The following is a 19,800-nucleotide window of genomic DNA, read 5'->3' as shown; positions in this document are numbered from 1 at the left end:
TCGGTCGCCAATTTGACGACCGAGTCTTTTAATTGATGAAAGTTAATCATAATGACGGCGGGCTAATCGTTCCTCGTGTTCTTTTTTGACTTGTCGCTTATTTTTTTCGTGCAGACGTTTCATAAAAGGAGTCGTTTGCCAAGATGGAGCCCAGTCGGATTCTTTTCCGGCACGGAGGGCAAGAATATAATCATAGCTCTGATGAAGTCGTTCAATCATCTCTGTTCGGATATCACAAATGTGACCGTGTCCGGGAATCAAGAGTTTGACTTCATATTCATAAATGAACGACTCGAGTAACTCGAGCGTCGTCAAATACTCAGAGGAATCGTGTTCGATCAAGGGGATTTCAACGTCTGAAGCGTAATCGCCGCAGACTAACAAGTGAAGTGGCATGACGATGAAGGAAAGATGAGTCGCTTCATGACCGGGCGTCAAAAAGAAGATTAACTTCGTTTGTCCGATCGTTAAAATCGTCTCAGACTCATGGATGACATGTGTCACGTCTGGGAAAAGGACGGGAGAATCGATATAGAATTCATCATTAAAATCTTGTACGGCTTGGAGCGCTTCTTGTCGGTCGACATCGATGAACGGTTTAGAAGCGATGACGATGGCATCCGTAAAGGCATAGGCTCCTAAAATATGATCGAAATGGGCATGCGTATAGACGACGTATAATGGTCGTTCGCGACGCACGATTTCGACGTCTCGACGAATCGTTGCAATCTCATCGGGAAGCCAGCCAGGGTCGACGACGATCAGACAATCAGGCGTCTCGATTAATGTCGAAGTCGTTTTCATGAGTGTACTTTGATAGATCGTCACGCCGGGCATTTTCATCTGAATCATACGAATCCTCCTTTACGAATCTCTATCTATATCGTTGTATACCCATAAATTCGTTGGAATCATCAGCAGAATCAATAAAAAAGACGACTCGCACGTCGCGAGTCGCCTGCCCTCTAGAGGGAAATGGTCCTAGACCTATGTTATGTCATAATTGGAGCGGGTGAAGAGAATCGAACTCTCGTCATCAGCTTGGAAGGCTGAGGTTTTACCATTAAACTACACCCGCGTATTGGCTACATGAAATATAGTAGCATAGCAAAGAGGGCATTTCCATAACTTTTATGAAAAAAAGCAATTTCTTTTAAGATTCGGTGTACAATAATACTAGTTAATCGTTTCCAATGGTAATCTTGATTTGCAATATGGGTAAAGTTGGGTAGAGGAGAGAGTGTCTGGTGAATGAAGTGCGAGTTTGGAGCGAACAGCCGATGGGAAAAGGATGGAAGGCGATCTGTCACCATCAATTCGATCGTCATCGCTTATTGATAGGAGAGTGGTTCCATAACGTAGGTGTACTTGCTTTTTCCATCAATCAAGATGCGGATTTGCTACCGGATGTCCTTCCAAACACATTCGATCTGCCGCTCGTCTCGGAACGTGTGCAACGCGTCATTGCAGCATACGCGCCTTTTTCTGTACAATGTCTCAAGGTACATCTTGAGACGAAGGACGGAGTGGTTCCGTACTATCTTCTCAATCTCTTATCTGTCAGTCGGATCGAACATCTACATACGACGGATGTATTCCGTCCGGTCCCGAGACGACGCGTCTATTTTTTGACAGAGCGACGAATCAGCGATTCGATTTGTCCGCATCATCTTATGCGAGATGAGCGCACGCATCGCATGTTCGTCTCTGCTCAACTCGCTCGACAATTCGAGCGTATGGCTGTGACGGGTATCCGCTTTGAAGAGATACAACGAATGGAGGAATTCAAATGAAACAGTACACAGTCGATCATTGGATCACGCTAGAATATCCAAAGGTATTCGAATATCAAGAAGAAGAGACATATGTCAGTTTTTATTCGACGGATGAAAATGCAATGGGTACGCTCCAATTATCCATTTATGAGTCCGATTCAGAAGAATTGACACCGTATGAGGCGGCGGAACAAGAAATCAATCTGTTGGTGGAAGAGTTCGGCATCGAACTAACAGGAGCACTTGAAGTCCGTCGTAATTCAACAAAAGAAGCGTTGCTTGCAGTAGATGGGAAAGAAGAAGATATCTTCTTACGGATCTACGCGTATTCGGACGGGGAACGGTTAGTCTTATTGACGTACTCTGCAGAACGCGAGACGCTTGAAATCGAAGAAATCGAAGCGATGATTTCTTCACTGACTTGGATTCAATGAAGGATACGATAGAAGTGCAAAAGGCAACGGATCACAAGGATCCGCTGCCTTTTTTTATATCGATCGATGTGGCTTAAGAAGAACGGGAAGATGACTGTTTAGCTGCAGGATTGACTTGTTTATTCAACCAGCTCGCGATATCGGCAAAAACGCGGATGCGTTCGAACTCATGGAAGAGCTCATGACGTAACCCTCGATAAATCGTCAGCTGTACAGCATCAACACGGACACGATTATACATATCAAATAAATGATGGATACCTTTTCCGTCGAACGCGACCGCGTCATCCCCACCAGCAAGCAATAAGAGAGGTAAATGACGTGGATGCTGATAGATGGAAGCAAGTGCGTTGACGAGTTTCGTTGCATGTAAGAGTTCGTGGAAGAACCCAAGCGTGACTGTTTGACCGGACAATGGATCTGCATCATAGCGCATGACGGATTGAGGATCCGAAGAGAGCCAAGCATTTTTAGAAAGTGCTGGAAAAAAACGTAAGTTATACCGTCCGAACACGAGTTGTCCAAACCGTTCAGCAGGGTGTATTGCTGACAACTGATGGATTTGACGTTCGACGAGTTTTTGGCTGACATCACCGAGTAAACCTGTACTTGTCGGGGGTCCGCTCGCGATGATTCCAGCTACTGTATGACCGAGTGTTTGACCGATTCGGCGAGCAATCAACGAACCAAAACTATGACCGAAGATGAACACCGGTAGCGTCGGATAACGCTCTTTGATGTCAGAGACGAGTTCTTCTGCATCCTGCATCAATTGTTTAAACCCTTGATTCGGCTCGAGGTGTCCAAGTGTTCCGAGCTGTGCTGCTCGGGTTCCGAAACAGCGTAAGTCTGCGATGATTGCGTGGTAATGATGCGCATAGAGGAATTCGGCGAATTCCTCATATCGCGCGCCATGCTCCATCATCCCGTGAAAGACGATCACGACTCCTTTAGGGTCGTGGGCTTCGAGGCTATGCAATGTCGTAGTATAGCCGTCAGAGGCTATCCAATGTGAATGATCAATCGTCATGTAACTCATCCTCTCATTAAGAAAGTCCAAATACCTGTCCGTCTTCCGATACGCCCATGTGGAAGGCGGCAGGAACTGCCGGTAATCCTGGCATCGTTAATACATTCCCAGTCAATGCAACGATGAACCCTGCACCAACCGATGGACGGATTTCGCGGACCGTGATCGTGAAGTCTTCGACACGACCATAACGAGCAGGATCATCCGTTAAAGAAAAGGGTGTTTTTGCCATACAAATCGGTAACTCATTCAATCCCATCTCCGTACACCGTTCGAGTTCGCGGAGCGCTTTGTCTTCAAAATGAACGTCGGCTGCGCCGTAGACACGCTTTGCGATACGCTCGATCTTTTGACGAAGCGGTAAGACGTCAGGATACAGAGGGCGGAACTGGCTCGGTTCCTCAAGAGCTTGCATGACTTCCGTGACGAGTGCTTCGCCGCCAGCTCCCCCTTTACTGAAGACTTCACTTTCCGCGACACGAATATTACGATCCTGACACCATTCCAAGATCATATTCCGTTCTGCTTCCGTGTCGGTGAAGAAACGGTTCAAGGCAACAACGGCAGGGACACCGAACAGATTCATCGTCTCGACGTGTTTTTCAAGTAACGCAAGACCATCTGTTAAGGCGGCGAGATTTTCTTCGCTGAGTTGCGTTTTGTCGACACCTCCGTGCATCTTCAAGGCACGAACCGTAGCGACGATAACGACGGCATCCGGGTGAAGTCCGCCGATCCGTGATTTGATGTTGAAGAATTTTTCGGCACCTAAATCGGCCCCGAATCCTGCTTCTGTGACAACGTAATCACTTAGCTTCAGTGCAGTTTGCGTTGCAATCAAAGAGTTACAGCCATGTGCGATGTTCGCGAACGGTCCACCATGAATCAGTGCTGGTGTTCCTTCGACGGTTTGAACGAGGTTCGGGCGGAACGCATCTTTCAGGAGTAACGTCGCAGCTCCTGATGCCTGAATATCTTTGACTGTAACCGGCTGTTGATCGTACGTATAGGCGACGACGATGCGACTCAACCGCTGTTCAAGATCCGAAATGGAGTCTGCTAGACAGAGGACCGCCATGATTTCGGAAGCGACCGTGATGTCGAATCCATCTTGACGCGGCACACCATGCGCAGGACCACCAAGACCAATCGTAACTTGGCGCAAGGCACGGTCATTCAAATCAAGAACGCGTTTCCAGACGATACGACGCGGATCGATACCAAGGATGTTACCTTGATGCAGGTGATTGTCGAGCAAGGCACTGATTGTATTATGAGCAGATGTGATCGCATGCATATCGCCTGTGAAATGCAGATTGATCTCTTCCATCGGTAGAACTTGGCTATAGCCACCACCACACGCGCCACCTTTTAAGCCCATCGTCGGACCGAGTGAGGGTTCCCGTAAACAAATCATCGTCTTATGGTTTGCCCGATGCAACGCCTGTCCGAGTCCGACAGTGACGGTTGATTTTCCTTCACCGGCAGCTGTCGGATTGATAGCTGTGACAAGGATCAATTTCCCGTCAGATTTCGTTGCCAATCGGTTCAACAGTCCATCTGTCAACTTCGCTTTATACTTTCCGTACGTATCAAAATCCTCTTCTTGCAAACCAATCCGGTCCGCAATTTCTCGAATCGGGCGTAAGACGGTTTGTTGTGCGATTTCTAAGTCTGAACGAATGGTCTTTTCCATGGTATCGACTCCCTCTTTGATTGGATCTCTCTTTTTTCTAATAGTAGCGTATCTAGTGCGAACGCGCCAAAGGAAAACGTTCAATATTTTCCACCCAATGGGTCAAATGGTGACGTGTTCAAGTGTTAGAGAAAGACGTACTGTAGAGTGGAGGAGGGATGAAACAATGACATCTGGACAAAAGAAGTGGAAACGCGGTCTTGATTTTTGGCTCTTCGTCGGACCGGTCTTTCTTGTATTCGCAGTGATCGTGCTTGTACCGTTTTTCAATGGCGTTATGTATTCGTTCACGGATTGGAACGGTGTAACCGGAGAATTGAATTGGATCGGCTTTGATAACTATGTCCGTCTCTTTACGAGTGACGAGCAGTTCCAGCAGTCATTTTGGTTGACGACGAAATATACGGTCGTTGCCGTCATCTTAACGAATGTCGTCGGTTTCATCTTGGCGTTCTTATTGACACAAAATATTCGCACACGTAATTTCTTACGAACGATTTTCTTCATGCCGAACTTGATCGGTGGGTTGATCCTCGGTTTCGTTTGGCAGTTCATCTATGTCAAAGGCTTCGCATCGATCGGTGAATTGACAGGGTGGAGTATATTTGAACTTCCATGGTTAGGAGATGCCCGGACAGGATTCTGGGGTATCGTCATTGTTTCGATTTGGCAAGGTGGCGGTTACATCATGGTCATCTATATCGCGGCTCTGCAAAACGTGCCACAAGAGCTGATTGAAGCGGCAAAAATCGATGGTGCCAATCGTCTATCGACGTTACGGAACATTACGTTGCCACTGATCATGCCGTCGGTCACAATCTGTCTCTTCTTGACGATTTCATGGTCTTTCAAGTTATTCGATACGAACTTATCCCTAACGAATGGCGGACCATTCAAATCGACCGAGATGCTTGCTCTAAACATTTACAAAGAATCGTTTACGAATAATAATCTTGGACTCGGATCAGCGAAGGCAATCATCTTCTTCGTTGTTGTTGCAGCGATTACAGTCACTCAAGTCTATCTGACGAAAAAACGGGAGGTGGAAGCATGAGTACAGCACAACCATTACCCACTCCGCAAGAGGAGAAAGCGAAGCGCTCTAAAAAGACGAGAGGTCGTTATTCACTCCGTCTTGGAACAGTCGAACTGGCAGCCTTATTGATGGGGCTACTGTACATGATCCCGTTTTATTACGTTGTCTCGAATTCTTTCAAGACGCAGGGGGATATCTTTACGAACACAACGGGTCTACCAAAGGAATGGATGACATCCAACTATTCAGAAGCATGGGAAGCCATGAACTTCGGAAAAGTCTTTTTAAACTCCGTCATCATTACAGTCGGCGCTAACGCGGTCATCATCATCTTTTGTTCGATGGCGGCCTGGAAACTCGTCCGGACGAAAACACGCTTGTCGACGATCATCTTTTTCTTATTCGTTGCGGCGATGATCATTCCATTCCAGTCGATCATGATTCCCTTATCGAAATTGTCCGGTGATCTCGGATTGCAGAACAGTTATTGGGGATTGATTCTGATGTATCTTGGTTTTGGATCTGGATTATCAATCTTCTTATACCATGGATTCATGAAGTCGATTCCTGAAGAAATCGAGGAGGCGGCCATCATTGATGGTTGTTCACAATGGGGTGTGTTCTGGCGCATCGTGTTCCCATTACTCAAGCCCATCACGGTCACGATCATCATCTTGAACACGCTGTGGATTTGGAACGATTTCCTACTGCCATCGCTGATGTTACGAGACGTCGATTTACGGACGATTCCACTCGCGACGTTCTATTTCTTCGGTCAATATACGAAGCAGTGGGACTTAGCACTTGCCGGACTCGTCCTCGGGATCATTCCGTTATTGTTGTTCTTCTTTGCCTTGCAAAAACAGATCATTCAAGGAATTACGAGTGGATCGATCAAATAATTTTTGTAAGCGCGTTCTCGCTTCTGCGAGAACGCTTTTTTCATGATTCACACGTCAGATTAATCTGACAACTTTTATTTTTTTGAAAAAAAGTCTTTTCAAATGCTTGCGACCTGTTGTACGATGTTCTCAATTCAATTGTAACAACGACGTTGAAGGGAAGAGTAACACCTTGTACGACCGTATAGCGAGCTGGGGATGGTGAGAGCCCAGTCGGAAGCAAGATGCGAAGAACCTCCCGGAGTCGCTACCCGAACCCGAATGTCAGTAGGCGTAGCCGGAGTTGCCTGTCCGTTATCATAAGGCCGAAGATGAAGTGATTCGTCTTTTGAGTGAGCAACATCGTTGCTAACATGGGTGGTACCGCGGAACCGAGTCTTTCGTCCCATATTCTTGGGAAAGAAGGGCTCTTTTTTATGGCTTCTTTTTCAAAACACAATTGAGGAGGAACACCACCATGACAACACTCGTATCGATGAAACACACACAGGAAGCGATCACACTCGTAAAGAAACGCTTTGAAGAACGCTTTTCGACAACACTCGGATTGACACGTGTCGAAGCACCATTGTTCGTAGAAAGTACACTCGGTGTCAACGATCATCTCAATGGCGTAGAGCGAATCATTCGTTTCGATGCTTTGGATCACACAGCAGATCTTGAAATCGTACAATCTCTTGCAAAGTGGAAGCGTCAAGCGCTTCATACGTACGGATTTGAAGCGGGAGAAGGATTATACACGTTGATGCATGCGATTCGTCGCGATGAGATGCTGGATGCGACACACTCCATTCACGTCGATCAGTGGGACTGGGAACGGATCATCACGAAAGAACAACGGACGAGTGCTTATTTACAAGAAACGGTACAAGCGATTTATGCAACGATTCGCCAAGTCGAACAAGAAGTAGAAGCGGAGTATGGTATTTCAGCAATCTTACCGGAAACGATTCATTTCATGACAACACAAGAGTTAGAGGATGCGTATCCGACACTTTCGACGAAAGAACGTGAAACAGAAGTCACGAAAGCATATGGTGCTGTTTTCCTCATGCAAATCGGTGGCGCACTGGCTTCAGGTGAGAAGCATGATGGTCGAGCGGCTGACTACGATGACTGGACGCTCAACGGTGACATTTTAGTACACCACCCAGAAATCGGAGCATTCGAATTGTCTTCAATGGGTATTCGCGTTGATCGTGAAGCGTTGTTGAAACAGACAGCGATTGCTCAAGAAGAAGATAAATTGGCATTCCCATTCCATCAAGGTGTACTCGAAGAGCGTCTACCGTTAACGATGGGTGGAGGAATCGGTCAATCTCGTATGGCGATGTTCTTATTGAAGAAGCGTCATATCGGCGAAGTCCAAGCTTCTGTCTGGTCAGAAGAGACGCGTAAAAGTCTTCAAGCGGAAGGCATCCACTTGCTCTGACATATATATAGTAAGAAAGCGTCAAAACAGGATGTTTTATAAAGCAAAGGGCATGCTCCGATTCGGAAGCGTGCCCTTTTTTAGGTTCGTACGACCTCAGGCGGAGGAAAGACGTGTCGATTCCTGATAGAATGGGGATAACAATAAATAAGAAAGAGGTGAAAGCATGTCTTCTCTATTAATTGTTGGGATACTCATCCCTATTTTGTTCATTGCGTTTCTTTGGTTTAACATTAAGGGCTTACGAACGATGTGGCGGGATTATAAACGGACAGGCTCAATCGTTGCACTCGGTTTCTTCATTGTCGGGATCATCGGAATCTTCACAGGCGTCTGGACGACACTAGTCGTCATCATCTATTATCTCCTCCGTCCAGCGAGAGGATGAACGGAGGGTTACTTGTATGTTGGAATGGTTGTTCTCAGCCGGAGAATCCAATCTCTGGCTGTTTTTAGGAATTATGATCGTTGGTCTTGGTACGGAATTGATCCCAGCAGAAGTCGGCTTACCATTACTTGGTCTATATGTATCGAACGGAACAGTCAGTTGGACAGTTGCTGTTCTTGTCGGTTTTTTAGGAAGTCTAATGGGTGCGACGGTCTTTTATCTTTTAGGTCGTTATGCTGGTCGTCCGATACTTATCCGGTACGGCAAATGGTTACTGATTAAAGAAAAAGAAATTGAGCAAGGGGAGCGCATCGTCGCGAAATACGGCACATGGTCTGCTTTGTTCGGACGCTTCTTCCCAGTCGTGCGCTCGGTCGTCTCGATTCCATGTGGTTTGTTCGGCTTATCATTCAAACGTTATCTACTCGCTTCAAGTATTGGACTTTTCCCAGTTTCCTTCTTCTACATTTGGGTTGGTGAACGGTTTGGAGTAGAACGCGCGGAATCGATGCTAAAGGGATTAGAGCAAGAGTTGTGGTGGATCTTAGGTGGAATCGTCGTGATTCTTGGAGGGTATATCCTTTATCGTCGCTCTAAAGCAAAACAGAAGGAACAGACGCAAGACACAAAGACGAAATAATAGAATAAGTGAACATATAAAAAGGGAGTAGATGGCAAGCATCTACTCCCTTTTTATATGAAGCTCAAGCGGGTGGGAACAAAAATCGTTTCAGTGTTTTGATGCGATGTTTTGGTGTCAGCAATAACAGTTGATCATTGCCTTCAAGGGCAGTGTCGCCACGCGGTGTGATGATTTGATCATCACGAATGATGGCAGTGATCAAAAATTCTTGTGGCAAATCAATCTCTGAGATCGTCGTTCCAATGAATGGATGGGACATTGGTAACGTTAACTCAATAATTTCGGCGTTCGGTTTACCAATCGACATGAATTCAATGACCGTATGAATAGCAGAAGTCTGTGTTTCGTTCAGTCGTAATCGCTCGGAAAGAAACGTCAACATACTCCCTTGAATTAGCGTAGATAGTAAGACTGTGAAAAACACGATATTGAAGATCATCGATGCATTCTCGATATCCGCAACGAGAGGGTATGTCGCGAGAATGATTGGTACCGCTCCTTTTAGGCCAGCAAAGGAAATGAAGACCTTCTCTTGCCACGAATAACGAAACGGAAGAAGACTCACCCAGACTGACAAAGGACGAGCGATGAAAATTAAGATCAGCGCCAGCGCAATGGAAGATAGGATGACCTGGACATCGAGCAATTGTTTCGGAAAGACAAGCAGACCGAGCACGATGAACATTCCGATTTGAGCAAGATGCGCCATACTCATCGTAAAACGAACGAGTGTCTGTCGATAGACGAGTTCATGATTACTGATGTAGATCGCTGTGACATAAACGGCTAAAAATCCACTTGCATGGAACGTATCAGCTAAACCGAAAGACAGGAAAGCAAACGACATGAGCATGATCGGATAAAAGCTAGAAGAGGACAAATCGATCCGATTGATCAATGTCGAAGCTGCCCATCCGATGAACAAACCAATTAGAAGTCCCATCGCCATTTCCCAAACGAGTGATCCAAGTCCCGATAAGAGCGATGCTTCTTCAGGGTTCGTCACGAACTCAAGGAACAAGACAGTCAAAAAGACGGCCATCGGGTCATTCGTACCGGACTCGACTTCAAGTGTTGATCCGACTTTTCGTCGAATCGGCTGACCACTCAAGACAGAAAAGATGGCAGCGGCATCCGTCGAACCAACGATTGCCCCGAGTAAAAAAGCATTCGCCCAACTAAACCCTAGAATATAATGGGAAGCAACGGCAACGATGGATGTAGCGATGAAGACCCCGAACGTCGCAAGCGAGAGGGAAGGGGCTAATTCATGACGCACTTCCTTCCAAACCGTTTGCAGACCACCTTCGAATAAAATGATGATGAGGGCGACAGTTCCGAGAAGCTGAGCCAGTTCCGCATCGTCAAAACGAATGAACCCGGTAATGTCGCTTCCGGCAATCATACCAAGAGCGATAAAAATCAGTAGAGCAGGAATATTCAGACGACTTGATAACTTCGTCGTCCACACGGCGGCAAACAGCAATATACCAATCAATAAAATCGTGAGTTGCAAGGACATGGCATCAAACTCCTATTCATAAAAGAATCTCTAGTTTCATGATACAACAATTCCGATGAAAAGACTCGGATAACGATTGTTCAATATTTTCCACCACACCGGACAACTTTCTCTCTCTTCATTGCAAGCGTTTTCATTTATTGTGAAGATGTAGCACGAAATGAAACGAAATCAGGGAGGGAATCCGAATGCGTAAAAGAAGATGGGCAGCATTACCTGTCGTCACGACGGCGATGGTCGTCGCTTTGGCAGCATGTGGTGGCGGTACATTGAATAGCGATGACTCGAAAGATAGTGGTTCAAAAGACGGTAAGACGCTCAACGTATTCCAATTCAAGGCTGAAATCGCAAAAGACATGGAAAAGATGGCAAAAGCGTATGAAAAAGAAACTGGGACGAAAGTCGTCGTGCAAACAGTCGGTGGTGGATCGGACTATGGCGCGGCTCTGAAATCACAGTTCGCTTCAGGTAATGAACCAGATGTCTTTAACAATGGTGGCTTTACGGAAGCAAAAACATGGCAGGATAAGTTAGAAGATTTGTCAGATGAAAAGTGGGTCGGTGATTTAACGGATCTATCAAAAGAGCCAATGACGATTGATGGTAAATTGTATGGTATGCCAATGAACCTTGAGGGATATGGCTTTATCTACAATAAAGATATCTTCAAAAAAGCCGGTATCACGGAACTTCCAAAAACATTAACGGAATTGACGGAAGCTTCTAAGAAGCTGAAGGCAGATGGAGTGACACCGTTCTCGATCGGATACGGGGAGTGGTGGGTTCTTGGAAATCACCTTTTAAACATTCCGGTCGCACAACAGGATGATCCAGATCAGTTCATTGCAGATCTCAACTCTGGAAAAGCGAAGTTCGAGGACAATAAACAGTTCAAGGAATTCATGAATCTATTTGATTTGACGATTGAGTATGGAAATAAAAATCCGTTAACGACAGACTATAATACACAAGTCTCTCAGTTTGCTGAAGGTAAGACAGCGATGATCCAACAAGGGAACTGGGCACAACAATTGATCACGGATGTCAATCCGGACATCAACATGGGCTTCATCCCGATGCCGATCAATGATGATAAAGAAAAAATGGATCGTCTGCCTGTCGGCGTACCAAACAACTGGGTCGTCAATAAGAACTCGAAGAACAAAGCAGAAGCGAAGAAATTCCTCGAGTGGATGGCGACGTCTGACACAGGAAAAGACTACATGGTCAATAAATTTAAATTCATCCCTGCCTTCAAATCAATCGAAGCGAAGGATTTAGGACCGCTTGCAGATGATATTCAAGCGTACTCGAAAGATGGAAAAACCATCTCATGGAACTGGTTCAAGTATCCGGATGGTGCTGTAAACGAGTTCGGAGCGATCATGCAAGCATACGTTGGTAAGCAAAAAACAGCTGATGAGATGCTGCAGGACTTCACAAAAACATGGGATAAAATGAAGAAATAAGAAGTGATTTAAAAAACATGCCTGTTCCGACTAACTGACGGAACAGGCATGTTTTTTATTATAAGAAGAATAATTGGATGAAGAAGAGAAGCGCGAACACATAGATGAGTGGGTGGACACGCTCTTTTTGGATAGCTTTCATGATCGGATAGACGATGAAACCGAATGCGATACCGGTTGCGATGCTACCGGATAATGGCATGATCAAGATGACGAGGAAAGCCGTGAAAGCTTCGCTGAAGTCATCCCATGGAATCTGCTTGATGTTTTGAATCATGAAGGCACCGACTAAGATCAATGCGGGCGCAGTAATCGCAGGGACGCTCGAAATCGATTGAACGAACGGTCCAAAGACGGCAGATAATGCGAATAGAATCCCGACCGTCACGGATGTGAGTCCAGTCCGTCCACCAGCAGCGACACCCGCTGCAGATTCTACGTAAGCCGTTGTAGGACTTGTTCCGAATAATGAACCAGCGACCATCGCAGTCGAATCAGATAATAGGGCACGTTCGCTGTTTTTCAATGATCCATCTTTTTCAATCAATCCAGCCTGTTCTCCGACAGCGACCATCGTACCTGTCGTATCAAACATCGTCACGAGAACGAAGGAGAGGACACCGCTGAACAGACCGTATTGGAACACGTCTTTAATGGCGTTGAACGGATTCGTGATGATCAATCCTTCTGGTAACGTCGGTAACGCAACGAAGGAATCGGAAAACTTCAATTCACCTGTCAGGAATGCAATCAATCCAGAGAGGATCATGGCATATAAAATAGCACCTGGTACACGTTTGATTGTCAAGATCGCTGCAACTAATAATCCGATGAGTGTGATCAATGCTTCTGGTGACGTCAATGCGCCAATCGTGACGAGTGTATCTTCACTAGCGACTAAAATTCCTGACATCTTGAGACCGAGTGAAGCAATGAAGAGACCGATTCCACCTGTGATCGCAAGCTTTAATGTCATCGGAATGATTTCAATCAGCTTCGTACGAATCGGTGAGAGTGATAACAATAAGAAAATGACACCAGCGACGAAGACAACTGAGAGTGCTGTCTGATATGGAATCTTCTCACCAACGACAAGTGTATAAGTAAAATACGCATTGAGTCCCATTCCAGGTGCGACTGCGATTGGTAGATTCGCATAAAGCCCCATCAGAAGCGTACCGATCAATGTCGCGATGATCGTCGCAGAAAAAGCTTGGGCTTGGGGGATACCGGCATCTGCTAAAATCGTTGGGTTGACGAGCAGAATATAGGCCATCGTAATGAACGTCACGAATCCAGCTTGGATTTCACGTTTTACGGTTGTTTGATGTGCGGCAAGTTTAAACATGGGTAAAAGGACCACCTTCATAACAAATTGATTAAAAAACGAACATTGATGATATTATAGTAAAATTCATTCGGAATCAAGTCGAAACAAAAAAGAATTTTTTATAGGAATCATGAAAGAGAATATCAGGAAATGATGTAAGCGGATTCAAGGTTATGATACGATTGATTACAAGAAAAAGGATGGGGGCGCCTTTCATGAAAAGTATCCGGACGCGTTTGATTCGTCTCGTCGTCCTGGCGATCTTGATTCCGACTGCCCTCGCGACATCGATTTCCTATCTGTATGTGCGGCACCAAAACATTGAACAGGCAGAACGTTCTAGCCTGAACGTATTGACGCGGGGAAATACACAGGTGACCCATTATATAGAGGATGTCCGCCGTCTATCGACGAGTCTGTACGCGAATCGTTCGTTGATGAACATCATGCGCGTCGGGGCAGATCAGGAACTAGACGAATCCGATGGAGTCGTTTCGCGGGCGATGTTAGGTCTGTTTTTATCACGTCAGGATATCGAGCAGTTACATTTCGTCATTTTAAATGGTTATTCGGAGTATTCGGTCTATAACATGAAAACAACGAGTCGAGGAAAGTTTGATTGGATGCAAGAAACGGATTATTTTCGATTGATGAAACAAAAAAACGGCTGGTTGATTGACGAAGCGCACACGATTGAACCATATAATGTGCACACGATGATTCTTGATGAAAAACAAGTCGTTAGTTTTCGTTATCGCATCGATCGTGTCGAAACAGATGAGCCACTCGGCTTCCTTTCGGTGGATATTCCCGTCCGTGTATTTGAACAACAGTTAAAACTGTTCGAGAATGATCCGGAAGAGTCGTTATGGTTGATGACAGAACAGCGTGTGTTGGCACAGACTGGGGCAGAGATGGAACTACCGGTCGATCGATTCACTGGGCAGAGTGGGAGTTTACGTGTCGGAAAATCGTTCATCGTCTACTCAAAGACGATGACGAATGGCGTTCCACTCATACTTGTCAAACGGATTCCGTATGCGTCAGTCATCCAAGGGGCGAATGAAACGGCATTGATTCTTGTTTTGATTGGTCTCGTCTCACTGTTCGTTATGATCATTGCCGCAAGTCTCGTTGCCATGCAGATCACGAAGCCAATCAAACAGTTGACAGCAAACGTCTGGCGAGTCGAACAAGGGGATTTATCAGCACCATTCGTTGCGACGACGAATGACGAGATTGGATTACTCAACCGTCAGTTCCAACGCATGATTCAACGGATTGATCGTTTAATCAAACGGGAGTATCGACTGGCACTCGAAAACCGGACGAATGAGCTACGGGCATTACAATCTCAGCTCAATCCGCACTTCTTATTCAATGCCTTACAATCGATCGGAACGACGACGTTACAAGGAGACCGGAAGATCGCGTACCGCTCCATCACCGGATTATCACAAATGATGCGCTACTCGATGAATAATGAGCAGACGATCGTGACGTTAAAACAAGAAGTCGATCATCTTCAAGCGTATATTCGTTTGCAACAGCAACGTTTTCCGGAACGTTTCCGTTATATCGTTGACGTCCCGTGGCATCTCAATGACATTGAAGTGCCGAAGATGATCTTGCAACCGTTCGCTGAAAATTACTTTAAACACGGCTTTCGACAGCAATTAGCAGCGACGGAGAACTATCTTGCTTACAAAGTCCGGACGGATGGCGGACGCCTCATTATTCAAATCGAGAATAGCGGTGCCGTCCTCGAAACAGGACGACTTGAAGAGATTGATCGTAAAATGCGCATGCATCGTAGCCCAGAGGATCTCGAGACGAGCGGCATTGGTCTCCATAATATTTATGAACGGCTCTTGATTTTTTACGGGGAACAAGCAAATATGACGCTCTCTTCTTCAGCTGTAGAGGGCGGATTCAAAATCGTGATTCGGATTCCATATGAGAAGGGGGACTTGGCATGAACGTGTTGATCGTAGACGATGAACGACATGTACGGGAAGCGGTCAAATTGCTCGGAGAATGGGACAGTTGGCAGGTCTCACATATTTACGAGGCGGAACATGGGGAAGAAGCGAAACGATTACTGGATACTGGAACGATCGATTTAATGCTGACAGATGTCGAAATGCCTGGACTCGACGGATTAACATTACTAGAATGGACAAAAAATCATCATCCAAAGGTCGTCACGATCGTGCTGACAGGGTATGATGATTATACGTATATGCGACGTGCCATTTTGCATCAATCCTTTGATTATTTATTGAAGCCGGTTGATCCAGATGTACTCAATGATGCCTTGTCCCGCGCGATGGAATGTATCCATCCGGTAGTGGAATCAGGGGAAGCGATTGATCAAATCGCCAAATACATCGAAACGCATTATGCGGAAGAATTGACACTGCAATTCATGAGCGAACGGTTTTACTTGAGCCGAGAGTATATATCACGACGCTTCAAACAGCGTTTTTCTGTTAACTTATCTGATTACATCCAAACGATTCGCTTGAATCGGGCGAAGGAATTATTGAGTGAGACGGAAGCACGCATTTACGAAATCGCACTTGAAGTCGGATATCAGGACGATAAGTATTTTCGGAAAGTGTTCAAAAAACAATTCGGTATGACACCGAATGAGTTTCGTGAATTGTTGTCGATTTAAACGACTATCGAGGAGGAATCGTACATGAGTGTACACATTAACGCAGCTGAAGGACAAATCGCCGAAACGGTCTTACTTCCAGGAGATCCGTTACGTGCTAAATACATCGCTGAGACGTTTTTAGAGGATGTTGTTCTTTATAACGAGGTTCGAGGCATGTATGGCTTCACAGGTACTTATAAAGGGAAAAAAGTTTCGGTTCAAGGAACAGGTATGGGTGTACCATCGATGTCGATCTATGCGAACGAACTCGTTCAGTCATACGGTGCGAAGAACTTGATCCGTGTCGGTACTGCCGGTGGGATCACGCCAGACGTTAAAGTTCGTGACGTCGTCATCGCGATGAGTGCTTCGCATGACATGGCACAGAACCGTGTCCGTTTTAATGGACTAGACTACGCACCGACAGCTTCTTTTGATCTGCTGCATAAAGCATATACAGCAGCTAAAGAACAAGGTATCGATGCAAAAGTCGGTCAAATCTTCACGACGGATCAGTTCTATCAAGATGATTTCCATCATTTCAAAAAATGGGCGGATTTCGGATGTCTCGCAATCGAGATGGAAGCGGCAGGTCTTTACACACTTGCAGCAAAACATAAAGTAAACGCACTGACGATCCTGACGATTTCAGATCATCTGTTGACAGGTGAAGAAACGACATCGGAAGAGCGCCAGACGACATTCAACGATATGATGAAAGTCGCGCTTGAAACAGCGATTCAATTATAAGAAGTAAGACGGAGAAGCCTCTCCGTCTTTTTTCATAGTCGAAAAGAGATATGGTAAGATAAAGGCAGTGTTATAGATCAGTTAAAGGGGAGATTCTCGGATGGAGACAACGATGACAGAGACAGTGCTTTCAGAGCGCCTTGAGACAAAGCGTCACTTTTTCCAAACAGGTGCAACACGTAGTCTAGCTTTTCGCTTAAGCATGCTGACATTCTTACGCCAAGCGATTGAAACGCATGAAGCGGAGATCTATGAGGCATTAAAACAAGATCTCAATAAAGGACAGCATGATGCTTTTACGACGGAAATCGGTTTCGTTTATGGGGAGATTCAACGGATGGAGCGACAACTCCGTCGACTGGCACGCCCGAAGCGTGTCGCAACACCGCTTCTGCATATCGGCTCAAAAAGTGAAATCCAGTATGAACCCTATGGCAACGTTCTTGTCATCGCGCCATGGAACTATCCTTTCCAGCTGGCACTTGCTCCGGTCATTGGTGCGATTGCAGCGGGGAATACGGTCGTCCTTAAACCATCCGAGCTGACACCGAACGTCTCTCGTGTATTACGAGAAGTTTTTGAAACGGCATTCCATGAACGATTCGGAATCGTCATAGAAGGAGATGCTGAAGTCAGTAGCGCTTTATTAAACGAACGCTTTGATTATATCTTCTTTACGGGTTCCACACGCGTCGGAAAAATCGTGCATCAAGCTGCAGCGAAGCATTTGACACCGGTCACGCTTGAACTGGGTGGTAAATCACCGACGATCGTTCACAAGGATGCGGATCTTCGTCTAGCAGCGAAGCGGATCGCATGGGGAAAATGGCTGAATGCCGGACAGACATGTATCGCCCCGGATTACGTATTGATTCATGAGGACGTTAAAGAACGTTTCTTGCAGTTGATTGAAGAAGAAGCCTTCAAACAGTACGGGAATGGCGTCGGCGTCTCATCCTACGTCAAAATCGTATCGGACGATCATCTGAATCGCCTCAGCAGTTACTTGTCGCAAGGGACGATCGAATTCGGTGGACAAGTCGATCCGGAAACGCGTAAGATGGCGCCGACCGTCATGACGAATGTAGCGGTGGATGCTCCAGTGATGCAAGACGAAATCTTCGGACCGATCCTGCCGGTGTTGACCTACCGTGAAATCGAAGAGGTCATCGCGTTCGTCAATAATCGTGACAAACCGCTTGCACTTTATCTGTTCACAGAGAACAAAGCCGTCGAACATCGTATCCTTGAACGGATTTCATTCGGTGGTGGATGTGTCAATGACACATTGATGCACGTCGCACAACATCACTTACCATTTGGTGGAGTCGGGGCGAGTGGCATGGGTGGATATCATGGCAAGTATAGTTTCGAGACGTTCAGCCATCGTAAAGGAATCGTCAAAAACACGACGACTTTCGATTTACCTTTCCGCTACATGCGAACAAATAGCAATTCCAAATGGATGCGCTTTTTGTTATGATGAGCTGTATTGAATACTTGGTATGAGAGGGATTTTGATTGTGAAGAAGAAATTAATTCGACTCATGAAAAAAACAGGTATGGTGGAGCGAAGTCTTCGGGTCATGATGCGAATCTTCACCTTATTTCCGGTACGGAAAAATCGTGTCATGTTTGAAAGCTTTTTGGGCAAACAGTACAATGATAGTCCTAAAGCCATCTACGATGAGTTGAAAAAGATGAACGTTGACTTAGAATTGATCATCAGCAAACAACGCGGTGTTTCTATGACGGATGAACAGGTGACATCTGTGAATCGGATGACGATCAAATGGATTTTTTTATTAGCTACTTCTCGCGTTTGGGTGTCCAATAGTCGCCTTCCTTCATGGCTAGTAAAACGAAAAGGTACTCTATATTATCAAACATGGCACGGAACGCCACTCAAAAAATTAGCGCTTGATATGGTGGATGTCCGAATGGCGAACACATCAACTGATCAATATAAAAAAGATTTTGTAAAAGAATCAGCAAAATGGGATGTCCTTCTCTCTCCGAACGCATACTCGAGTGAAATTTTTAAAAGAGCGTTTGGATACGAAGGAAAAATGTTAGAAATCGGATATCCTAGAAACGATGTGCTGTACCAAAATGAAAAACATGAAAGTATTATTGAGCGGGTAAAGGCACATTATCAAATAGAAACCGATAAAAAGATTATTTTATATGCTCCAACATGGAGAGATGATGATTACGTTGAGCAAGGAAACTACTCATTTACGTTACCTTTCTCCATTGAACGATTTGAGGAAGAATTTGGAGATGAGTATACAATGCTTGTACGACTCCATTATCTTGTTGGCGATCAATTGGATTTGAGTGCTGTCTCAGCGATTAAGAATGCCTCTAGATATCCGGAAATTTCTGAGCTATACTTAGCGGCAGATATCTTGATAACGGATTATTCCTCAGTGATGTTCGATTATGCGCACTTAAAACGTCCGATGCTATTCTACACCTATGATCTCAAACATTATCGTGATCATCTAAGAGGATTCTATTTTTCTTTTGAGGAAGAAGCACCGGGTCCGTTGATTCAAGAAGAGCAAATTCTTTTTGAAGAAATCAGACAGATCGAGTCGTGGGAGCGACGATTCGATTTGAAAAGTGAAGCATTTCGTCGTCATTATTGCGAATGGGATGACGGTCACGCAGCACAAAGAGCTGCGCTGGATATCTTAGAGAATATTAAATAAACGGGGAGTGTTTT

General features: G+C 45.4%; 18 protein-coding genes, 1 tRNA gene and 1 other annotated feature. Of the genes, 13 read left to right on the top strand and 6 right to left on the bottom strand.

Annotation, left to right across the window (positions count from 1 at the left end; translation table 11 throughout):
• Positions 1–42 precede the first annotated feature (42 nt).
• Positions 43–852 (bottom strand): MBL fold metallo-hydrolase, encoded by an 810-nt coding sequence (locus tag NOM72_RS14755; RefSeq protein ID WP_255999403.1) that lies wholly within the window; start codon positions 850–852, stop codon positions 43–45.
• Between the two features lie 152 nt (positions 853–1,004).
• Positions 1,005–1,078 (bottom strand) — tRNA-Gly (locus tag NOM72_RS14750).
• A gap of 169 nt (positions 1,079–1,247) precedes the next feature.
• Here NOM72_RS14750 and NOM72_RS14745 point away from each other — a divergent pair.
• Positions 1,248–1,793 carry an imm11 family protein gene (locus tag NOM72_RS14745; RefSeq protein WP_023467228.1) on the top strand — a complete coding sequence of 182 codons (546 nt, stop codon included), beginning with the start codon at positions 1,248–1,250 and terminating at the stop codon, positions 1,791–1,793.
• Positions 1,790–2,209, top strand: coding sequence for a hypothetical protein (locus NOM72_RS14740; protein ID WP_023467229.1), 420 nt, complete (start codon positions 1,790–1,792; stop codon positions 2,207–2,209). Before NOM72_RS14745 ends, NOM72_RS14740 begins: the two co-directional genes overlap by 4 nt.
• 73 nt (positions 2,210–2,282) lie before the next feature.
• On the opposite strand, the gene NOM72_RS14735 is transcribed toward NOM72_RS14740, so the two are convergent.
• Entirely contained in the window at positions 2,283–3,239 is a 957-nt protein-coding gene (locus NOM72_RS14735; protein ID WP_255999402.1) for an alpha/beta fold hydrolase, read from the bottom strand.
• Between the two features lie 16 nt (positions 3,240–3,255).
• Positions 3,256–4,935: a formate--tetrahydrofolate ligase gene (locus NOM72_RS14730; protein WP_023467231.1), complete on the bottom strand. Its 1,680-nt coding sequence runs from the start codon at positions 4,933–4,935 to the stop codon at positions 3,256–3,258.
• 166 nt (positions 4,936–5,101) lie between these two features.
• On the opposite strand from NOM72_RS14730, the gene NOM72_RS14725 reads away from it, so the two are divergent.
• The 5 genes from NOM72_RS14725 (at position 5,102) to NOM72_RS14705 (ending at position 9,333) form a co-directional block, all read left to right on the top strand.
• Positions 5,102–5,989, top strand: coding sequence for a carbohydrate ABC transporter permease (locus NOM72_RS14725; RefSeq protein WP_023467232.1), 888 nt, complete (start codon positions 5,102–5,104; stop codon positions 5,987–5,989).
• The gene (locus NOM72_RS14720) at positions 5,986–6,873 is read left to right on the top strand and encodes a carbohydrate ABC transporter permease (protein WP_035398812.1); all 888 of its coding nucleotides are present in this window, start codon (positions 5,986–5,988) and stop codon (positions 6,871–6,873) included. The genes NOM72_RS14725 and NOM72_RS14720 overlap by 4 nt, the downstream gene beginning before the upstream one ends.
• Before the next feature lie 143 nt (positions 6,874–7,016).
• Positions 7,017–7,264, top strand: a binding site (T-box leader).
• 66 nt (positions 7,265–7,330) lie between these two features.
• Entirely contained in the window at positions 7,331–8,305 is a 975-nt protein-coding gene (asnA, locus tag NOM72_RS14715; protein ID WP_035398809.1) for an aspartate--ammonia ligase, read from the top strand.
• A gap of 166 nt (positions 8,306–8,471) precedes the next feature.
• Positions 8,472–8,693, top strand: a complete 222-nt coding sequence (locus NOM72_RS14710; RefSeq protein ID WP_023467235.1) for a hypothetical protein — start codon at positions 8,472–8,474, stop codon at positions 8,691–8,693.
• 16 nt (positions 8,694–8,709) lie between these two features.
• Positions 8,710–9,333, top strand: coding sequence for a DedA family protein (locus NOM72_RS14705; RefSeq protein WP_023467236.1), 624 nt, complete (start codon positions 8,710–8,712; stop codon positions 9,331–9,333).
• 64 nt (positions 9,334–9,397) lie between these two features.
• Here the strand turns inward: NOM72_RS14705 and NOM72_RS14700 are convergent, their stop codons facing one another.
• Positions 9,398–10,858 (bottom strand): potassium/proton antiporter, encoded by a 1,461-nt coding sequence (locus tag NOM72_RS14700; RefSeq protein WP_023467237.1) that lies wholly within the window; start codon positions 10,856–10,858, stop codon positions 9,398–9,400.
• A 188-nt stretch (positions 10,859–11,046) separates the two neighbouring features.
• On the opposite strand from NOM72_RS14700, the gene NOM72_RS14695 reads away from it, so the two are divergent.
• Positions 11,047–12,327: an ABC transporter substrate-binding protein gene (locus NOM72_RS14695; RefSeq protein WP_023467238.1), complete on the top strand. Its 1,281-nt coding sequence runs from the start codon at positions 11,047–11,049 to the stop codon at positions 12,325–12,327.
• A gap of 58 nt (positions 12,328–12,385) precedes the next feature.
• Here the strand turns inward: NOM72_RS14695 and NOM72_RS14690 are convergent, their stop codons facing one another.
• Positions 12,386–13,675 (bottom strand): NCS2 family permease, encoded by a 1,290-nt coding sequence (locus NOM72_RS14690; protein ID WP_255999401.1) that lies wholly within the window; start codon positions 13,673–13,675, stop codon positions 12,386–12,388.
• A gap of 197 nt (positions 13,676–13,872) precedes the next feature.
• Between NOM72_RS14690 and NOM72_RS14685 the strand changes: the two genes are divergently transcribed.
• The 5 genes from NOM72_RS14685 (at position 13,873) to NOM72_RS14665 (ending at position 19,786) form a co-directional block, all read left to right on the top strand.
• Positions 13,873–15,636 (top strand): sensor histidine kinase, encoded by a 1,764-nt coding sequence (locus NOM72_RS14685; protein ID WP_255999400.1) that lies wholly within the window; start codon positions 13,873–13,875, stop codon positions 15,634–15,636.
• A complete protein-coding gene (locus NOM72_RS14680) occupies positions 15,633–16,337 on the top strand; it encodes a response regulator transcription factor (RefSeq protein ID WP_023467243.1) in 705 nt (234 codons plus the stop codon). The genes NOM72_RS14685 and NOM72_RS14680 overlap by 4 nt, the downstream gene beginning before the upstream one ends.
• 24 nt (positions 16,338–16,361) lie before the next feature.
• Positions 16,362–17,069, top strand: coding sequence for a purine-nucleoside phosphorylase (deoD, locus tag NOM72_RS14675; RefSeq protein WP_023467244.1), 708 nt, complete (start codon positions 16,362–16,364; stop codon positions 17,067–17,069).
• Positions 17,070–17,169: 100 nt separating this feature from the next.
• The gene (locus tag NOM72_RS14670; protein WP_255999399.1) at positions 17,170–18,552 is read left to right on the top strand and encodes an aldehyde dehydrogenase; all 1,383 of its coding nucleotides are present in this window, start codon (positions 17,170–17,172) and stop codon (positions 18,550–18,552) included.
• Between the two features lie 64 nt (positions 18,553–18,616).
• A complete protein-coding gene (locus NOM72_RS14665) occupies positions 18,617–19,786 on the top strand; it encodes a CDP-glycerol--glycerophosphate glycerophosphotransferase (RefSeq protein WP_035398867.1) in 1,170 nt (389 codons plus the stop codon).
• Positions 19,787–19,800: the final 14 nt, after the last annotated feature.

It is taken from the genome of Exiguobacterium sp. LL15, assembly GCF_024436095.1.
In the GTDB taxonomy this organism is placed as follows: domain Bacteria; phylum Bacillota; class Bacilli; order Exiguobacteriales; family Exiguobacteriaceae; genus Exiguobacterium_A; species Exiguobacterium_A indicum.
The sequence above is the reverse complement of the archived record's forward strand: the minus strand, read 5'-3'. Positions and strand labels throughout refer to the sequence as shown.